We start from the raw sequence: 16,927 nt of genomic DNA, 5'->3' as shown, positions 1-16,927 counted from the left end.
TAAATTCTATGGATACAAATCGTGATTTTTTTAGAAATTAAGATACGTAATAATATTAAATTGATCTCTATTATTAGTTTCAAAAAATTGATTCATATAACCAGCTTCTATTCTTAGCGACTTGTTAACCTTGTAACCTAAGCCTCCATACACCCTATTTCTATCAAAAACTGATGATTCCGTATTTAAAAAAATCTCATTATATACGGAAAGATAATAGCTATTGCTTTCTTTTTTCGTTAACGGCACATTAATTCCTAAAAAATAACGAAAACGCATTTTAAAATCGTCTTCAATAAACCGTTCTTCAAAACGATAGCGATGACTTAAACCTAAACTACCAACAGTTTGTTTGGTTGTAAATTGTTGAAAAATACGATGCTCATTTATCGAAATTTTATCATCTGATTCATCACTATAATTTTGAGATAGAATATAACCATAACCGAGCAAAATATTGTTATTATTTTCTGTTAAATTATATCCAACACCAGTTCTTATCAGTAATTGTTCTAAATCATCAATAATATTGTAGCTTCTGTATTGTACTTCATTATGGATATTCCATTTTGTATTTAGCTTCTTATTTCCAATATAAATAAGCCAATTCCCAAAATTACTATCTTGGGCAAACGTAAAAAATGGTAGCACCAACAAAAGCGTTAGAGCTACCATATTTATTCTTTTTATCATTTTTATACTTTTAGTTTTTATTCATCAAACTTTACTTCACCTGTATTTACATCATACATAGCTCCAATAATTTTAATCTCACCGTTTTTCTCCATTTCAGTAAGAATTGGGCTTTCGGCATGAATTCTATCAATCATTAATTGTACATTCACATGTGATACATCATCTACAAAATCTAAGTTTTTAGACGTTCTTAAACTTTCGTCCTTAGGCTCTGTAACTGCATTTACTGCTGGTGTTATTTTTTGAACTAACTTGGTTAAATTACCCATTTCAGCATGATCACAAGCTCCTTTTACAGCACCGCAACTTGTATGTCCTAAAACGACAATAAGTTCTGTCCCTGCTAACTTACATGCAAATTCCATACTACCCAAAATGTCTTCATTAACAATGTTACCAGCTATACGAACGCTAAAAATATCTCCTAATCCTTGGTCAAAAACCAACTCCGCTGAAACTCTAGAATCAATACAGCTCAAAATCGTTGCAAATGGAAATTGCCCGTCACTTGTGTCATTTACTTGCTCTAAAAGGTTACGATTAGCTTTTAAATTATTTTGAAATCTTAAATTACCTTCTTTTAAATATTCTAATGACTTTTGAGGTGTCATTGTTGCTTGTGATTCTTTTGTATGTGCTTTCATAATGTTTTTTTCGTTTAATTTTAATTGTTATTTATTTATGCTTCCGAAACTAATAATGAAACATTCAACTTACTCACCACTTCTCTTAATGAGGCTTCACCTGTATTTTTCGATTTATCTTCATCTCTATCCACACACAATAAATTAATATTGTTTTTCAACAAATAGGAAGAAAGCGTATCCATAGCATCTGCATTTTGCTCAAATACATACGCTATAATTTTCTCATCTTTTTCGCCTGCTATTTTTACTGTTTCTTTTTGGCTATTTATAATTTTGAAAGATTTTAACGGTGCTTTTGCATGCAGTATTAAATCTTTTGAAAATTCAGTATTAAAGATTTTATTAGAATCATTAAAAACTCCTAAAGACATTTTTTCATTTGGTATTAATGCATTTTCATTAGATGAAATCATAATAACACCTTTAAAATTTTTCAAGATAAAACGTGTAATACTATCTCCAATGAGCTGAAGCGGATTAGAATCTCGCTGTCCTAAAACAATAATATCGGGCTTAGAAAGTGCGATCTGATTACGGATTTCTTCTTTAATTTTTCCAAAAGCATAACTATAACTGATGGTTACATTATACGCTTTTGAAATAGGATTAATTAATGCTTCAATTTTCTTTTTTGTCGTAATCTGTTCATCATTTAAAGTTCTAATTGCAGAGAGTTGGTTATCTCTATTTACAATATCAATGTGTTTTTTAACATGAAATAATTCAATGTCTGCATCAATCATTTGTGCTAAACTCACACTACTTTTTATGGTGGTACTTGTCGTTTTGTTTAAATCAGAAAGTACCAGTATTTTATATTTACTATTTTTCATAATTTCTAGCTTAAACTTATATTAGACTTAGGTCTTAATTGAAAGAACTCAATAAAACTCGGTGGATTTTCTACAACTCCACGTTTTGAAATTAATTTGATATCTATATTTCTCTCTTTTGCTTTAAAGGCAAAATCCTCAAGAATCTCAATAATATCATAATCTAGATATCTCGTCTTTGTAACATCAAATTCTAAATAAGTATCTCTTGGTAAACTATCTAGTTCTTTTAGAATTGCACCTTTATTAAAGAAGGTTACTTCTTCAGCAAGTGCCATCTTAATTTTATGTTTTCCGTTACTATTATCTTCAATATGTAGGAAGTGCGAGTTTTGGTAGCTTTTTAATAGTATAACAACGATACCGACAGCTAATCCTAGACCAATACCGACTAATAAATCTGTAAAAACGATTCCTACTACAGTCGCGAAAAATGGAACTGATTGTTTCCATCCTAAATTATACATCTTTTTGAATAATGATGGTTTTGCCAATTTATAACCCACAATCAGTAAAATTGCAGCTAACACTGATAAAGGAATCTTATTAAGTAACGTTGGTATTAATATTACAGAAATCAATAATAAGAATCCATGAATAATAGTTGACATTTTACTTTTTCCACCAGATTGTATATTGGCAGAACTTCGAACAATTACCTGAGTTACAGGAAGACCTCCTATTAATCCTGAAAGAATATTACCTGTTCCTTGTGCTAATAATTCTCTATTAGTAGGTGTTACGTTTTTATCTGGATCAAGTTTATCTGATGCTTCAACGCTTAATAAGGTTTCTAAACTTGCCACTAATGCAATGGTAAAAGCTACAATCCAAACTTCATAATTTGTAATTACAGCAAAATTAGGAAAGCTAAATTGACCAATAAAAGAATCTAAATCATCAGGAATTGGAACACTTACCATATGTTTTCCTCCTATAGAAAGTACGTCGTGATTTTGTGTTAATGTAAAGAATATTATCCCTAAAACTACGACAACGAAAGGCCCTTGAATAATTTCAAATACTTTAGATTTCTTAGTCAATACTTTATCCCAAAGTATTAATAGTAATAAACTTATAATTCCTACTAAGGCAGCTCCAGGGTGTATATTACTAAACATAGTAATTAACTCTGAAAACGTATTACCACCATCAATTTCAAAAAATTCTAAATCCCAAGCAGATTCTTCATCATAGCCAAAAAAGTTAGGGATTTGTTTTAAAATAATGATGATTCCGATACCTGTAAGCATACCTTTAATTACAGAAGACGGAAAATAATAGCCAATAATTCCGGCCTTTAATACTCCAAATAGTAATTGAATAATTCCACCTAATACAACGGCTACTAAAAAGTTTTCATAACCACCTAAAGTCCCGATGGCTGTTAATACGATGGCTGCTAAACCAGCTGCAGGCCCACTAACTCCTAATTTAGAACCACTTAAGGATCCTACTACAATTCCACCAATTACACCAGCAATTACTCCTGAGAAAAGTGGTGCTCCACTAGCTAATGCAATACCTAAACATAAGGGTAGTGCAACGAAAAATACAACGACACTTGCAGGCAAGTCGTTTTTTAATGTTTTAAACATTTTATATAATGATTTTGTCTATTGAATAGATTTCAATAGTTATTTTAATACTTTTTTTGGGGACAAAAAATGTCAAGCGAAAAAATATTAAATAAAATCGGGTGGTGGAGAAATTAAATTAAGATGCGGTTTAGGGTAGTTTTTAAACCTATAGCCTTCAAGATGTGTAGTTTCTTGATCTTCAATTAAAAATTCTGAATCTTGGTGGTCTTTATCAAAGAGAAGCTTAGCATGTGCGTTCTCTTCTTCTTCAGTTATACTAAAAAAACACGCGACGTCAATTGAGTCATCAATAGACATGATAATTGTGGGTGCAGAAATAAGCGCCATAAATACTATGGTTAAAAAAACAGCTATTCTGTATTTGGAGCTTTTTTGCATAAGCAGCAAATATAATATGTTCGATTTTAACAGACTGTTAAATTAGTTCTAAAAAACCTTCAATAATTTAATCTCTTTAGAAGGAATCCAACCTGTAGAATTATCAGATAATTGAATTTTGTTCCAATCATCATACGTTTCAATGACTTGCACCTTAGTACCTTCATGTAACCTAAATACTTCTTCACTAGTAAGATTAGGGTCCGTTTTTACTCTACTTTCTTGTGCAAATATAATTGCAGGATTATCTTTTTTATTTAAATCTTCTTTTTGAAACGCCATAGCTACCGCAAAACAAGCAACGCATAAACTAACAATACTAGTTACAAAAGCAATTCGTTTTTTTGAACTCGTATAAGAAAAGTGATAGGCTAAAAATATAATTACAAACAAAAGCACACCACCGATTGCGATTTTTGCCCAAACGTCTGTATTAAACGTATTGACTATATTATTTATAATTCTTGAAAACCCAACAACCGGAACTGTATCTATAGCATCAATCGTCATGTTTTGTGCAAAAGCTAAATTATTTTGTATGTCCTTATCATTAGGCTCTAATTGTAGTGCCTTTTCAAAATAATAAATACTAGGCGCAATGTTATTAAGCTTATAATTGGCATTCCCTAGGTTAAAATATAACTCTGCAGAATGTTCTTTTGAATCTAAAATCGATTCATATTTATCAATCGCTTCTGCAAATTTACCATCGTTATATAAGGCATTTGCATCACTAAAATTTTGGTCATTTTGCGAAAAGCCAATAAGGCTAAAACAACATATAAGTAAGACGGTAATTGTTCTCATATTATCTTAGTTGCTTATCTATTAATGAAATTGTATACGCTGCTTTATCATAATCATTCTGCATAGTAACCTGTGTAATTGGTGTATAACGCGCCAGTTCACAATTTTCTAATATTGAAATAAATTCTGAAACAACCTCCGTTGAAACTTGCCTCTCTTTCAATAGGCTTTCAATTTTTTCTTTGTTAAAATCGCTGGTTTCAATATTTAATTTTGATTTTAAATAATTATGAAGTGCTTTTTCTAAGGCTAAATAAAACGATTCTTTTTGTCCTAGTGCTTTTTTAGCTTCACTTAAATACTTTTTAGCTAAACGATCTGCTTTTCTAATACGATTACCTTGCACATCTGCATCGCGTTTATCCTTTTTACGTCTAACAATAATTGCTAATGGAATGGCTAAAAATGGCACCAATAGCAATGACCAAAACCCGGTAGACTTAAAGAACGGTTCAGATTTTATAGGCGTCCAATTTGAATTGGTTTTTATAAAGGCAAATGTATTTGTACTTGTATTAACCGTCTGCTTAGTTGTATCTGCTGCGTTTTCCGTAGTCGCACTAGCTGCCATAGGACCTTCTAGGACATCTATAACAATGTCGGCTGATGAAATACGTTTATAACTTTCTGTTTTTAAATCGAAATATGAAAATGAAATCGTTGGAACAGGATATTTTCCTCTGTATTGTGGTACAATTGTATATGTGTCAGAAATATTTCCTTGCATACCACTTAGGTTAGTCCGAACATTTTCTTGGTGTTCTGGTTCATAAACCTCTAAAGAACTTGGAACGGTAAGCTTCGGTAATTCAAAAAGTTTTAAATTTCCTGATCCTGAAACCTCTATTTTGGCTTGAAGCGATTCCGTAGCATTCAACTGTGTTTTAGAGGTTGAAACTTTGAAATCAAAATTACCGACAGCACCTTTGAAATCTGAAGGTTTTCCTTCCTCTGGTAATGCTTTTACATTAATAGTTCTACTACCTGCAGTAACCATTTGTGGCACTCTGGTTAATAAAGCCCTACCAAAAATATCTCTTCTGTTTGATGGCACTTCTACAGTGACCTCCATTACTAGAGGCTCTAATTTTAATGGTCCTGTTTTTTGAGGATAAAGCACCGTTTTTCTAAGAATAACGTAACGGTATTCTTCACCATCATATTCACCTGTATGAACCGGAAAACCTTTAACATCTATATTCTGACTCCAAAAATCATTAAATCTAGGCGTGTCTTTTTCTCTCCAACTGCTTACACCTGTATCTTTTGAAACATATAGTTTATAAACTACAGTAATAGCTTCATTTAAATAAGGGCTCGCTTTAGATACCTCAGCAACTAAATGAATATTCTCTGAAGCAACATCTGAAGCGGTTGCATTTCCATTAGGAGCATTGACCGCAGCCGTAACATTAACCGTTATTGGAAATGTTTTATAAGTTTCACCATCAATTTCAATAGTTGCTTGTTTAATAGTGAAGTTTCCTCGTGATTTTGGTGCTAAAAAATAACTATATGTTTTAGAATAGGAGCGTTTTCCGTTTCTAGAATAGTTACTCACTGATGTATTTGGCCCTCCAACAACATCAAAATCTGCAAAACTAGGAGGCACAAAATTATCTCCATCTTCGTTCATTTCAAAATCGATACGTAAGCGCTCATTAATCCCTAATTTTTTCTTGCTAACTTTTGCTTCAAATTTAACCTGTGCAGAAGCCATACTTGTTACAAGTACTAGAAATACTATTACTATGTTTTTAATTGATTTCATTTAATTTATTAATGCACTGCGACTGCGCTCAGTGTGACAAAAATTCAAAGTTTTATGAGAACCTACAAACTGTTTAATTAAAAAAACAAGCTAATCTATCCCAGTAAGAGACTGCATACTACGACTGATCATTACCAATCCTTTTCAGTCTTAACTTTAGCTCCTTTTTGTTTCTCAGCATTCATTTTCTCTTGAACTTTTTGTTCTTGATTTTGCATCGCATCTAAAATATTCTTTATCTGCTGAGGAGACATTTGGCCTTGCTGCGGTTTTGGCTTTTGATTGTTATCCTTATTATCTTCATTTCCTTTACCATCATCCTTTTTATCGTCTTTTGGCTTGCCGTCTTCATCCTTATCCTTGTCGCCGTCTTTTTTATCTTGGTCTCCTTCGTCTTTTTTATCCTGATCGTCCTTCTTCTCTTTATCGTCCTCTTTCTTTTGCTCGTCTTCCTTGTTCTGCTCGTCTTCTTTGTTCTCGTCCTTCTTATCATCTTCGCCTCCACCATCATCTTTTTGTTGATCGGCACATTCCTTTGCTAAGGCAAAATTATAACGCGATTCTTCATCAAGTGGATTGTTTCTCAAGGCATTTTTATAAGCTTCAACTGCTTCTTTACATTGCTTATTTTGCATTAAAATATTACCAATATTATGAAACGCCCTATGCTTTTCATCTTTGGTAGTTGCATTATTTGCTGCTTCTTGGCTTCTAAATAAGGCTTCATCAAAACTCCCTTTTGTGTAATACGAATGTGCTAAATTATAAGCACCTGCAGCTTTACTTGGTGCTTCTGAAATGGCTTTTCTGTATTCCATTTCGGCCTCTACATAGTTATCTTCTCCGACCAACTCATTGGCTTTATACACAAAATTCGTTGCGTTTTTGTCGGCTTTTAATTGTTCCTTATTGAGGTCTTGGGAAATCCCGAAATTTCCAATAAAAATGGTAAAAAGTAGTATATATAGTTTCATGTGTTTTTCTATTGATTTATTAAGGTCACATGCGGCCGCTATTTGTCATTTCTTTTAGCGCTATTGTCTGTAACATATGCTCGGCTCATATTTTTTTTAATTATGAAAACGACCTCTAAATTACTAAAGCTCTAGCTGATTTAGCGTTAAAAAAAATCTAAAAATTTTAATTCGTTCGCTTCTATTGCTTAAAAAATTCTCATTGAACTTATTTTATGAGCAGCCTTCCAATTAATCCTTTTAGATATATGTTTCATTAAATAAATTCAACTTCTTTAACCAAGCTGTTTTTCGCTCTAAGAAGAAGATATCAATGAACAATAATAAAATTCCGAAAGCCAAAAACCATTGAAATTGATCTTTAAAATCTGCGATTTGCTTCGACTCAAATTCTTGCTTATCCATTTTATCTAGTTCTTCCTTAATAGTTTCTACAACTTTAGCAGTATTGCTTCCGTTAATGTAAACTCCATTGGCTTCTGCTGCAATTTCTTTTAATGTAGATTCGTCTAATCTTGTAATAACAGTTTCATTGTTATTATCTTTTTTATAATTCAGAATAACACCGTTACGCTTTATAGGAATAGGACCACCTTTAACATTACCAACTCCTATGGTTAGTATTCTGATGCCTTGCTCTGCAGCTTCTTCTGCAACACTTAAAGCTTCTCCATCATGATCTTCTCCATCTGAAATGATAATCAACACACGATTGGCTTGATCTTCATTATCAAAATAAGTCTTAGAAAGTTCAATAGCTTCGCTAATTGCTGTGCCTTGTGAGGACAACATATCAGTATTCATGTTTTGTAAAAACATTTTTGCCGAAGCATAATCTGTTGTTATTGGTAATTGCGGAAATGCCGTACCAGCATACGCAATAATACCAATACGGTCGCTCACTAAACTGTTCACTATTTGTGTAACCAACTGCTTGGATTTTTCTAAGCGGTTTGGCGCAATATCTTCGGCCAACATACTCTTTGAAACATCTACTGCAAAAACAATATCTACACCTTCACTTCTAACCGTTTCTAATTTAGTACCTATTTTAGGATTCACTAATGCTAAAGACAAACAAGCAAAAGCACCTGAAAGCACTAACACTTTTAAAACACTTTTAAATAAAGATTGATTTGGGCTAAGACGTTTTAGTAAGCCAGAATCTGCAAATTTCTTCTGTACAGAACGTCTCCATAACTGGAGTAGTATGAACAACAGAATGATTACCGGAATTACCAGTAACGTCCAAAACCATATTTTTTCGTCTATTCTAAACAAAGCTTCTAAATATTGTGTTTCTTAATATTAATTCTATCAATAATAACAGCCCTGCAATTAGCACCAATGGTCTGTATTTTTCTTCGTAATTGTAGTATTTTGTTTCTTCAATTTCGGTTTTTTCGAGCTTATTAATTTCTTCATAAATCTCAGCTAACTTATCATTATTTGTGGCTCTAAAATATTTTCCACCCGTTTCTGCTGCAATGTCTTTCAATAAAGCTTCATCAATTTCTACTTGCATACGACCATATCTAAACGTACCATTAGGATTAAAACCTATTGGAGACAATGCGGTACCGTTTGTGCCAATACCAATAGCATAAACTTTAATACCATATTCTACAGCCAAAACGCTAGCTGTTTTTGGATCTAAGGCACCAGAAGTATTAACACCATCCGTTAATAAAATAATAACCTTACTCTTAGCTCTGCTGTCTTTTAATCGGTTAACAGAAGTTCCTAAACCCATACCAATTGCCGTTCCTCCTTCGATAATAGAATTGTAATTAATATCTCTTAACGATCGCTTTACTATAGATTTATCGCTAGTAATTGGCGTTTTAGTGTAGGCTTCACCAGCATATTCCACTAAACCAATGCGGTCATTTGGACGACCATCAATAAAATCGGCTGCCACTTCTTTTAAAGCGTCTAATCGATTAGGACTTAAATCTTTTGCCAACATACTTGCCGAAACATCAATTGCCATAACAATGTCTATTCCACTAGTGGTTTTAGTCTTTGTAGACACATCCACTGTTCTTGGTCTTGCTAAAGCTGTAATTAAAAAGGCTAAAGCAAGTAAGCGCAATGCAAAAAGAACGTGTCTAAATTTTGTCCAAAATGAAGATGTCCCTTTAAAACCTTTAACACTCGATATTTTTAACTCAGCCGTTTGTTTGCTGTGTTTAAGCACATACCAAACTATTGCTATTGGCAAAAGCAACAGTAACCAGAAAAATTCTTTATTTAAAAATTGTATATTCTCTAACATTATTCTTTCTCTTCTACAGGCTCTTCTGATTTCAATTCAATAGAATCCATAATACGTTCAATCATTTCATCGGCATAATTATCGTCCTTAGACCATGTGATAACGATTTGCTGCAGTACATTTTCATTAGAAAAACACAACAATACATACTCAGCATTTACAAAATTATCTTTTCCAGGCACCTTAAGGTTTAAGGTACCAAATGTTTTTAAGCCTTCTGCATTGTTAGGTGTAATAAACTTATCTCTCTTAATCGTTATATCGGAAGCTCCTTTAGCTTCGAAACCTTTAATAGTTTCTTCTGAAACCTTCAACAAATCAAAGGTAGGATTCTCTGCTTTTTCTGCTTGTGGTGCTTGTTTGGGCACCTTAAGAGTCGTTGTGTTTATAACCACACTAAAAACATCTAACATGGTACCGTAAGCAAAAGTGGTCATATTGAGTTTCTCCTTGGCTTCCTCCGGAATTTGAGGATCAACACGTTTTAAAACTATTGGTGTCTCAATCCAAACAGGTGGAAAACCATAAGCACTTTTAACCCAGTTACCTTCTAAAAGCTCTTTACTTTCGTGACCAATTATAGTATCTTTTACGTAACTAAAACCATATTTTATACCAAAGCCAACAAAGGTTGCAATTATTAGAAATAGTGAAATACCAACGGTAATCCATATTTTTGCACGCTTCTTTTTGCGCTCTTGGACTTCTTTATACTTCTGGTCTAATAACTTTTCTGCTTCGGATGGTTCTGGCAAACTCACCTTAACATGGTCTATGGCTTTATCTATTGTAGATTTATCCATTTCCGCAAGAGCAGTATCTGGCGCAGACTTCGCAAATTTAACTAAATCGGCACGTTGTAAGATAGATTCTATATGTAAGATTGTTTCTTTTGAAAGCGGAATTTGATTACCATCTTTCAATAAATTCAATCTATTTATAAGCTCAGACGTTGTACTTTCTAATGCGCGATCATACACTTTTTCATCTAAATACTTTCTGATGATAAAAGTTAATTCCGAATAATATTCTTTAACCTCTGAACGGATTAAAAATTGACTTTCATCTAGTTTTTGTAGTGCTAATTTGGCACGATCATAAGGTGGTAATAAAGCAATTTCCTCTTCTTCCGACAAAGGTTTTGTTCTCCAAATGAACCAATACAATAAAAATGCAACAACCGCAATTATCAATAATGCAATTAACAGCCATTTCCACCAATCACTTCCACTTTCCTCAACTTCGATAATAGGTTTAATATCGTAGAGTTTCTGTTTTGTTGTATCGACTTCAATCGTATTAACCGCTACTTTTAAAGAATCTGTAAAAAATGGTTGCTCACCAATAAGGATTTTTTGTCTCGGAATGGTGTATACCCCAGAATCAAACTGTGTAAGCTTATAGACTCTCGATAATAAAAATTTTGCTTCTCTTTTAGTGGTATCTATTTTTAAAGCCTCCACATTTTCTAAAGGCATAAATGTTTGTCCTTCTGGAAATACAACCAATGCTAAAGAATCTGCTTCTACATTAATTTTATAATTGATTTGCTCACCAATTCTAATCTTTGTGGTATCAATTCCGGAAGTAACTTGTGCTGAAGAGACAAGAGATGATAGATAACACAATATAGAAAATAGACCTAAAACGGTTGACCGAAGATGGCTGACCATTGGGCTTGTATTTCTTATAATGTTATTTTTCTTATTCATATTCTTTTCGTCTTTTCTCGATACTCTTTATTTTCTTTCCTACCCTCTTCTTTTAAAGTACCCTAAGAGTTTCTTTACATAGCTTTCATCCACACGGCAATCAATAACACCTGCTCCAGATTTTGTAAAACTGTCTTTAAAGTAGTTGACTTTGTCATTATAAAATTGGTTGTAATTCTGCCTTACTTTTTTGGATGATGTATTGACCAAAATTAATTCTCCTGTTTCTTCATCTTGCATTTGAACCATTCCGAGATTTGGAATTTCTTCCTCATGTTTGTCATAGACTCTAATTCCCGTGATATCATGTCTACCAGCTGCAATTTTAAGGTTTTGTTTGTAATTATCGGCCATAAAATCGGATAGTACGAAAACAATAGCCTTTTTTTCATTACATTGGACAAAAACTTAAATGCTTCTGCAACGTTAGTCTGTTTACTTTTAGGCTTAAACTCTATTAATTCTCTGATTATTCTAAGCACATGAGAACGGCCTTTTTTAGGTGGAATATAAAGTTCAATCTGATCTGAAAATAAAATGAGACCAATTTTATCGTTATTTTGAGTTGCAGAAAACGCTAACGTAGCCGCCATTTCTGTAACTATTTCATTTTTAAATTGATTTTGTGTTCCAAACATTTCACTTCCTGAAACATCTACCATAAGCATCATGGTAAGCTCTCGCTCTTCTTCAAAAACTTTAATATGTGGCAAATTGGTTCTTGCCGTAACGTTCCAATCTATATTTCTAACATCATCTCCAAATTGGTATTGGCGCACTTCAGAAAACGTCATACCACGACCTTTAAAGGTTGAGTGGTATTCACCTCCAAATATATGATCAGACAAACGACGTGTCTTAATCTCTATTTTTCGTACTTTTTTTAGAAGTTCTTTAGTATCCATTATTCAGTGAGCAGTTTGCAGTCTTCAGTTTGCAGTCTTCAGTTACAAGTTAACAACCATGGACTGAGTACTGAACACTGAGTACTTTTTAAGGTACTTCAATTACATTTACAATCTTATTGATAATATCTTCTGAAGTGATATTTTCTGCTTCCGCTTCGTAAGTTATTCCTATTCTGTGACGTAAAACATCGTGAACAATAGCACGAACATCTTCTGGAATTACGTAACCTCTTCGCTTAATAAAAGCATAACATTTTGCTGCTGTAGCTAAGTTAATACTACCACGAGGAGATGCTCCAAAAGAAATTAGAGGCTTTAAATCCCCTAGTTTATATTTTTCAGGGTAACGCGTTGCGAAAATAATATCGAGAATATACTTCTCAATTTTTTCATCCATATAGACTTCTCTAACTGCATTTTGTGCACTTAGAATCTGAGCAATGGACACCACAGGATTTACTTTTTCGTAAGTACCTCTTAAGTTGGCTCTTACAATTTGCTGTTCGTCATCTATCGTTGGATAATCTATAACCGTTTTCAACATAAAACGATCCACTTGTGCTTCTGGCAAAGGATAAGTTCCTTCTTGCTCAACTGGGTTCATCGTTGCCATAACTAAGAATGGCTTGTCTAAAATAAACGTTTCATCACCAATAGTGACTTGTCTTTCTTGCATCGCTTCAAGCAAAGCCGATTGTACTTTGGCTGGTGCTCTGTTAATCTCATCTGCTAAAACAAAATTGGCGAAGATTGGTCCTTTTTTAATCGTGAAATCATTCTCCTTCATATTAAAAATTAATGTACCAACCACATCTGCAGGTAATAAATCTGGTGTAAACTGAATTCTGCTAAATGAAGCGTCAATCGCTTTTGACAGCGTATTAATAGCTAATGTTTTTGCCAAACCTGGCACACCTTCTAATAAAATATGACCTTGACCTAATAAACCGATGAGTAATCGCTCTACCATATGCTTTTGTCCAACGATAACCTTATTCATTTCAAAGGTTAATAAATCTACAAATGCACTTTCTCTTTCTATCTTTTCGTTAATTGACTTAATATCAACTGTACTCGTTTCTTCCATTATTTAAGGGTTTAAGAACAAAACTATGTTTTACACCAATTTCATTTTAAAATAATTTTTTAATAAGAAATGGCTCCGTGTTTTTTTAGAGCATGCAAAGTGTTAAAATTATTTGTTAGTTGCTGTTAACAATTGGTTAAAAAAAAGAGCAACACCGAAGTATTGCTCTTTTAAAGTTCAGAACTCGCCTAAACGAGTTCTATTAATCATGGATTAGAATAATTAATATTGAATGTCTCTTATTTCTGTATATAATTTAGGGTTTAATACCATCATATTATCAGACGCGTTAAAACTAATAGATTCATCAAGGTTTAAATCTATTACAATGTCATAAATATGATTGGATTCAAAGTCTGAATTTACTAAGTTAGAAGGTGTAGAATTTCCTTTATCTGCAACATCTAAACTGAATAATGTTTGATCAATATCAATGAAATTATTGTCACCCAAAACGATTCTGATTTCATAAACATATGCCGATTCAATTTCGAAATAATTTACCAACTGTAATTGCGCATCATTAATAAGCGCACTAACATTGTGTGTACCCGTATTAATTGCATTTAAGCTAACCCAAGCATTTGCAGCACTTTTTTCTTCTGTTACCCGTATTTGCACATCTTCTATATCTAAATAAACCTTATTAAGGTCTTGGGTTGTGCTTTTTAGACTAACAGATACTGCTGCTAATTGGTCACTATTATCTATATCATCCGTAGAACAGCTTGTTGCGCTTGTTAAAATAATAAACGTAAATACTAAAAATTTAATGGCTTGTAAATGTTTCATGATTTGAGGTATTGAATAATTACAGAGCAATGATACCTCAATCGGTATGTTTTGAGTATTTTTATGCATGAATTGCACAAAAACCTATATAAACTGAAAATAAAGTGAAATATTCTCGATTAATTGCAGGTACTATGACCTGGGGAAGCTGGGGAAAACAGCTCTCAAATAAAGAGATGGAATCTTTAATAAACTTCTGTCTTTCTAATCAAATTACCACTTTCGATCACGCTGACATTTACGGCGCTTACACTACCGAAGCCGACTTTGGCAAAGCATTTAAAGGCTCAGGCTTAAAACGTGACGACATTCAGCTAATTTCAAAATGTGGTATTCAATACCAATGTGATAGCCGAAACAATATAGTAAAACATTATAATTACAGTAAAGATTATATCATTTGGTCTGTTGAAGAATCGCTTCAACATCTTGAAACCGACTATTTAGATTTATTGCTTCTACACAGACCTAGTCCATTAATGGTTGCTGAAGATATCGCTGAAGCGGTTACCATTTTAAAGAAAGACGGAAAGATCAGAGACTTTGGTGTCTCTAACTTTACACCATCGCAAATGGACATGATTGGTTTACGCATGGATATAGATGTGAATCAAATTGAATTCTCTCTAACCGAACATTCTGCAATGCATAACGGAACTTTAGATTTTATGATGACTAACGGCATAAAACCAATGGCTTGGTCACCTTTAGGCTCTGTTTTTAAAGACGATAATGAACAAACCAGACGTATCCATAAACAACTTGGTGCATTAATGGATAAGTACAATGCAACTGAAGATCAGTTGTTATTGGCTTGGATCTTAAAACATCCTTCAGGAATTCATCCTGTTATAGGAACGACAACTAAAGAACGATTGAAACTTGCTGTTGAAGCAGCTAAAATTGAATTAGAATTAGAAGATTGGTTTTTAATTTTACAGGCTGCGGAAGGGTGTGAAGTACCTTAGTGAATTCCTACGAAAGTAGGAATCTTGTCCTTTAAAACTTAAATATCAAACTAATAAAAGATTACTGCTTTCGCAGGAATGACAGAAACATGAAAAAAACAGCATTAATCACAGGTGCAACAAGTGGAATCGGAAGAGCAACGGCTCATGTATTTGCTAAACACGGCATTAACCTAATACTGTGCGGTCGTAGACAAGAGCGCTTAGACAGTGTTCAACAGACACTTTCTAAAGAAACCGATGTGCATACTTTAAATTTTGATGTTCGCGATAGAGAAAAAACATTTGAAGCTATTGCGTCCTTACCAAAAGAGTTTCAACACATTGATATTTTAATAAATAATGCAGGCAACGCTCATGGCTTAGATCCCATCCAAACTGGAAATTTAGACGATTGGGATGCCATGATGGATATTAACGTAAAAGGCTTGCTCTATGTTAGTAAAGCTATTATTCCGGGAATGACCGAGCGTAAATCCGGACAAATTATTAATATAGGCTCTTCTGCAGGTAAAGAAGTGTATCCAAATGGTAATGTGTATTGCGGCAGTAAACATGCGGTTTTAGCAATTACAGAAGGCATGCGCATTGATTTAAATCCCTTCGGAATTAAAGTAGGTGCTATAAATCCTGGTTTAGTAGAAACTGAATTCTCTGAGGTTCGGTTTAAAGGAGATGCTGCCGCAGATAATGTTTATAAAGGTTATAAAGCTCTGCAAGCAGAAGATGTAGCGGAAGTCATTTATTTTGCCATCTCTAGACCTGCTCATGTAAATATTGCAGATGTGTTGATGTTTTGTACGGCTCAGGCTAGTTCGACAATTGTAAAAAAGGAATTATGAAACATTGGTTAAAGAATTACTGGCAGGATTTAATTTCAGATTATGCTGATATTTCTTTAATTGATTCACTTTGGACAACTATTGAATCGCAATACACGTCCAAAAACAGACATTATCACAACCTTTCACATATTTATAATATGTTTCTTCAATTGGAAGATTTTAAAACTGAAATTGAAGATTTAGACAGCTTAAGGTTGGCCATTTGGTATCATGATATTATCTACAAATCCACAACTAAAGACAACGAAGAGCAAAGTGCTCTTTTTGCGGAAAAAGCACTAAAAGACCTAAAACACGACTCGTTTAATTTTGAAAGTATTAAAAACCTCATCATTTCGACCAAAAAACACGAATTGATTTTAACCAAAAATCTAGATAATGCTTATCTTTTGGATTTGGATTTGTCTATATTAGGAACAGATTGGGAAACTTACAATATGTACACTCAAAATATTAGAAAAGAATATATAATCTATCCCGATATTTTATATAAACCCGGACGAAAAAAAGTTCTAAAACACTTTCTCGAAAGAGATTCGTTATATTTTACAGAAAGATTCCAAACAAAATTTGAAACACAAGCTAGAAGCAATTTAATTCTAGAAATTGAAATGCTTTAAATGATGAGAT

General features: G+C 33.1%; 15 protein-coding genes and 2 pseudogenes. 3 read left to right on the top strand and 14 right to left on the bottom strand.

Annotation, left to right across the window (positions count from 1 at the left end):
• Positions 1-30 precede the first annotated feature (30 nt).
• From ADIWIN_RS04630 to ADIWIN_RS04565, 14 genes and pseudogenes are all read right to left on the bottom strand, one after another.
• On the bottom strand, positions 31-693 hold the full coding sequence (locus ADIWIN_RS04630) for a DUF2490 domain-containing protein (RefSeq protein ID WP_438874654.1): 663 nt from the start codon (positions 691-693) through the stop codon (positions 31-33).
• A gap of 17 nt (positions 694-710) precedes the next feature.
• A pseudogene (locus tag ADIWIN_RS04625) lies at positions 711-1,346 on the bottom strand (carbonic anhydrase family protein); the annotation flags it as partial.
• Positions 1,347-1,375: 29 nt separating this feature from the next.
• Positions 1,376-2,176: a universal stress protein gene (locus tag ADIWIN_RS04620; protein WP_020895619.1), complete on the bottom strand. Its 801-nt coding sequence runs from the start codon at positions 2,174-2,176 to the stop codon at positions 1,376-1,378.
• A 5-nt stretch (positions 2,177-2,181) separates the two neighbouring features.
• Positions 2,182-3,774: a SulP family inorganic anion transporter gene (locus ADIWIN_RS04615; RefSeq protein ID WP_020895618.1), complete on the bottom strand. Its 1,593-nt coding sequence runs from the start codon at positions 3,772-3,774 to the stop codon at positions 2,182-2,184.
• Positions 3,775-3,861: 87 nt separating this feature from the next.
• Complete coding sequence (locus ADIWIN_RS04610) at positions 3,862-4,155, bottom strand: hypothetical protein (protein WP_235047020.1); 294 nt, start codon at positions 4,153-4,155, stop codon at positions 3,862-3,864.
• Positions 4,156-4,203: 48 nt separating this feature from the next.
• Complete coding sequence (locus ADIWIN_RS04605) at positions 4,204-4,962, bottom strand: tetratricopeptide repeat protein (protein ID WP_020895616.1); 759 nt, start codon at positions 4,960-4,962, stop codon at positions 4,204-4,206.
• Position 4,963: 1 nt separating this feature from the next.
• A complete protein-coding gene (locus tag ADIWIN_RS04600; protein ID WP_040756556.1) occupies positions 4,964-6,733 on the bottom strand; it encodes a BatD family protein in 1,770 nt (589 codons plus the stop codon).
• Between the two features lie 131 nt (positions 6,734-6,864).
• Positions 6,865-7,707 (bottom strand): hypothetical protein, encoded by an 843-nt coding sequence (locus ADIWIN_RS04595; RefSeq protein ID WP_020895614.1) that lies wholly within the window; start codon positions 7,705-7,707, stop codon positions 6,865-6,867.
• 240 nt (positions 7,708-7,947) lie between these two features.
• Complete coding sequence (locus ADIWIN_RS04590) at positions 7,948-8,988, bottom strand: VWA domain-containing protein (protein ID WP_020895613.1); 1,041 nt, start codon at positions 8,986-8,988, stop codon at positions 7,948-7,950.
• Complete coding sequence (locus tag ADIWIN_RS04585) at positions 8,981-9,985, bottom strand: vWA domain-containing protein (RefSeq protein ID WP_020895612.1); 1,005 nt, start codon at positions 9,983-9,985, stop codon at positions 8,981-8,983. The genes ADIWIN_RS04590 and ADIWIN_RS04585 overlap by 8 nt, the downstream gene beginning before the upstream one ends.
• Positions 9,985-11,658 carry a hypothetical protein gene (locus ADIWIN_RS04580; RefSeq protein WP_040756567.1) on the bottom strand — a complete coding sequence of 558 codons (1,674 nt, stop codon included), beginning with the start codon at positions 11,656-11,658 and terminating at the stop codon, positions 9,985-9,987. The genes ADIWIN_RS04585 and ADIWIN_RS04580 overlap by 1 nt, the downstream gene beginning before the upstream one ends.
• Positions 11,659-11,736: 78 nt before the next feature.
• A pseudogene (locus ADIWIN_RS04575) lies at positions 11,737-12,602 on the bottom strand (DUF58 domain-containing protein).
• 88 nt (positions 12,603-12,690) lie between these two features.
• The gene (locus tag ADIWIN_RS04570) at positions 12,691-13,692 is read right to left on the bottom strand and encodes an AAA family ATPase (RefSeq protein ID WP_020895608.1); all 1,002 of its coding nucleotides are present in this window, start codon (positions 13,690-13,692) and stop codon (positions 12,691-12,693) included.
• Between the two features lie 222 nt (positions 13,693-13,914).
• Positions 13,915-14,484: a DUF4382 domain-containing protein gene (locus ADIWIN_RS04565; RefSeq protein ID WP_020895607.1), complete on the bottom strand. Its 570-nt coding sequence runs from the start codon at positions 14,482-14,484 to the stop codon at positions 13,915-13,917.
• Between the two features lie 104 nt (positions 14,485-14,588).
• Between ADIWIN_RS04565 and ADIWIN_RS04560 the strand changes: the two genes are divergently transcribed.
• From ADIWIN_RS04560 to ADIWIN_RS04550, 3 genes are all read left to right on the top strand, one after another.
• The gene (locus tag ADIWIN_RS04560) at positions 14,589-15,452 is read left to right on the top strand and encodes an aldo/keto reductase (protein WP_020895606.1); all 864 of its coding nucleotides are present in this window, start codon (positions 14,589-14,591) and stop codon (positions 15,450-15,452) included.
• Positions 15,453-15,541: 89 nt separating this feature from the next.
• Positions 15,542-16,294 (top strand): SDR family NAD(P)-dependent oxidoreductase, encoded by a 753-nt coding sequence (locus ADIWIN_RS04555; RefSeq protein ID WP_020895605.1) that lies wholly within the window; start codon positions 15,542-15,544, stop codon positions 16,292-16,294.
• A complete protein-coding gene (locus ADIWIN_RS04550; RefSeq protein ID WP_020895604.1) occupies positions 16,291-16,917 on the top strand; it encodes an HD domain-containing protein in 627 nt (208 codons plus the stop codon). The genes ADIWIN_RS04555 and ADIWIN_RS04550 overlap by 4 nt, the downstream gene beginning before the upstream one ends.
• The last annotated feature ends 10 nt before the right edge of the window (positions 16,918-16,927 follow it).

Source organism: Winogradskyella psychrotolerans RS-3 (genome assembly GCF_000427335.1).
In the GTDB taxonomy this organism is placed as follows: Bacteria; Bacteroidota; Bacteroidia; order Flavobacteriales; family Flavobacteriaceae; genus Winogradskyella; species Winogradskyella psychrotolerans.
Note: the sequence above shows the minus strand (reverse complement) of the source record. Positions and strands in the feature narration are given on the sequence as shown.

Bases quoted from the DNA above. Each gene is read 5' to 3' on its own strand.
- ADIWIN_RS04630 (WP_438874654.1), bottom strand. From the start codon at position 693: ATGATAAAAAGAATAAATATGGTAGCTCTAACGCTTTTGTTGGTGCTA.
- ADIWIN_RS04620 (WP_020895619.1), bottom strand. From the start codon at position 2,176: ATGAAAAATAGTAAATATAAAATACTGGTACTTTCTGATTTAAACAAA.
- ADIWIN_RS04615 (WP_020895618.1), bottom strand. From the start codon at position 3,774: ATGTTTAAAACATTAAAAAACGACTTGCCTGCAAGTGTCGTTGTATTT.
- ADIWIN_RS04610 (WP_235047020.1), bottom strand. From the start codon at position 4,155: ATGCAAAAAAGCTCCAAATACAGAATAGCTGTTTTTTTAACCATAGTA.
- ADIWIN_RS04605 (WP_020895616.1), bottom strand. From the start codon at position 4,962: ATGAGAACAATTACCGTCTTACTTATATGTTGTTTTAGCCTTATTGGC.
- ADIWIN_RS04600 (WP_040756556.1), bottom strand. From the start codon at position 6,733: ATGAAATCAATTAAAAACATAGTAATAGTATTTCTAGTACTTGTAACA.
- ADIWIN_RS04595 (WP_020895614.1), bottom strand. From the start codon at position 7,707: ATGAAACTATATATACTACTTTTTACCATTTTTATTGGAAATTTCGGG.
- ADIWIN_RS04585 (WP_020895612.1), bottom strand. From the start codon at position 9,985: ATGTTAGAGAATATACAATTTTTAAATAAAGAATTTTTCTGGTTACTG.
- ADIWIN_RS04580 (WP_040756567.1), bottom strand. From the start codon at position 11,658: ATGGTCAGCCATCTTCGGTCAACCGTTTTAGGTCTATTTTCTATATTG.
- ADIWIN_RS04570 (WP_020895608.1), bottom strand. From the start codon at position 13,692: ATGGAAGAAACGAGTACAGTTGATATTAAGTCAATTAACGAAAAGATA.
- ADIWIN_RS04565 (WP_020895607.1), bottom strand. From the start codon at position 14,484: ATGAAACATTTACAAGCCATTAAATTTTTAGTATTTACGTTTATTATT.
- ADIWIN_RS04555 (WP_020895605.1), top strand. From the start codon at position 15,542: ATGAAAAAAACAGCATTAATCACAGGTGCAACAAGTGGAATCGGAAGA.
- ADIWIN_RS04550 (WP_020895604.1), top strand. From the start codon at position 16,291: ATGAAACATTGGTTAAAGAATTACTGGCAGGATTTAATTTCAGATTAT.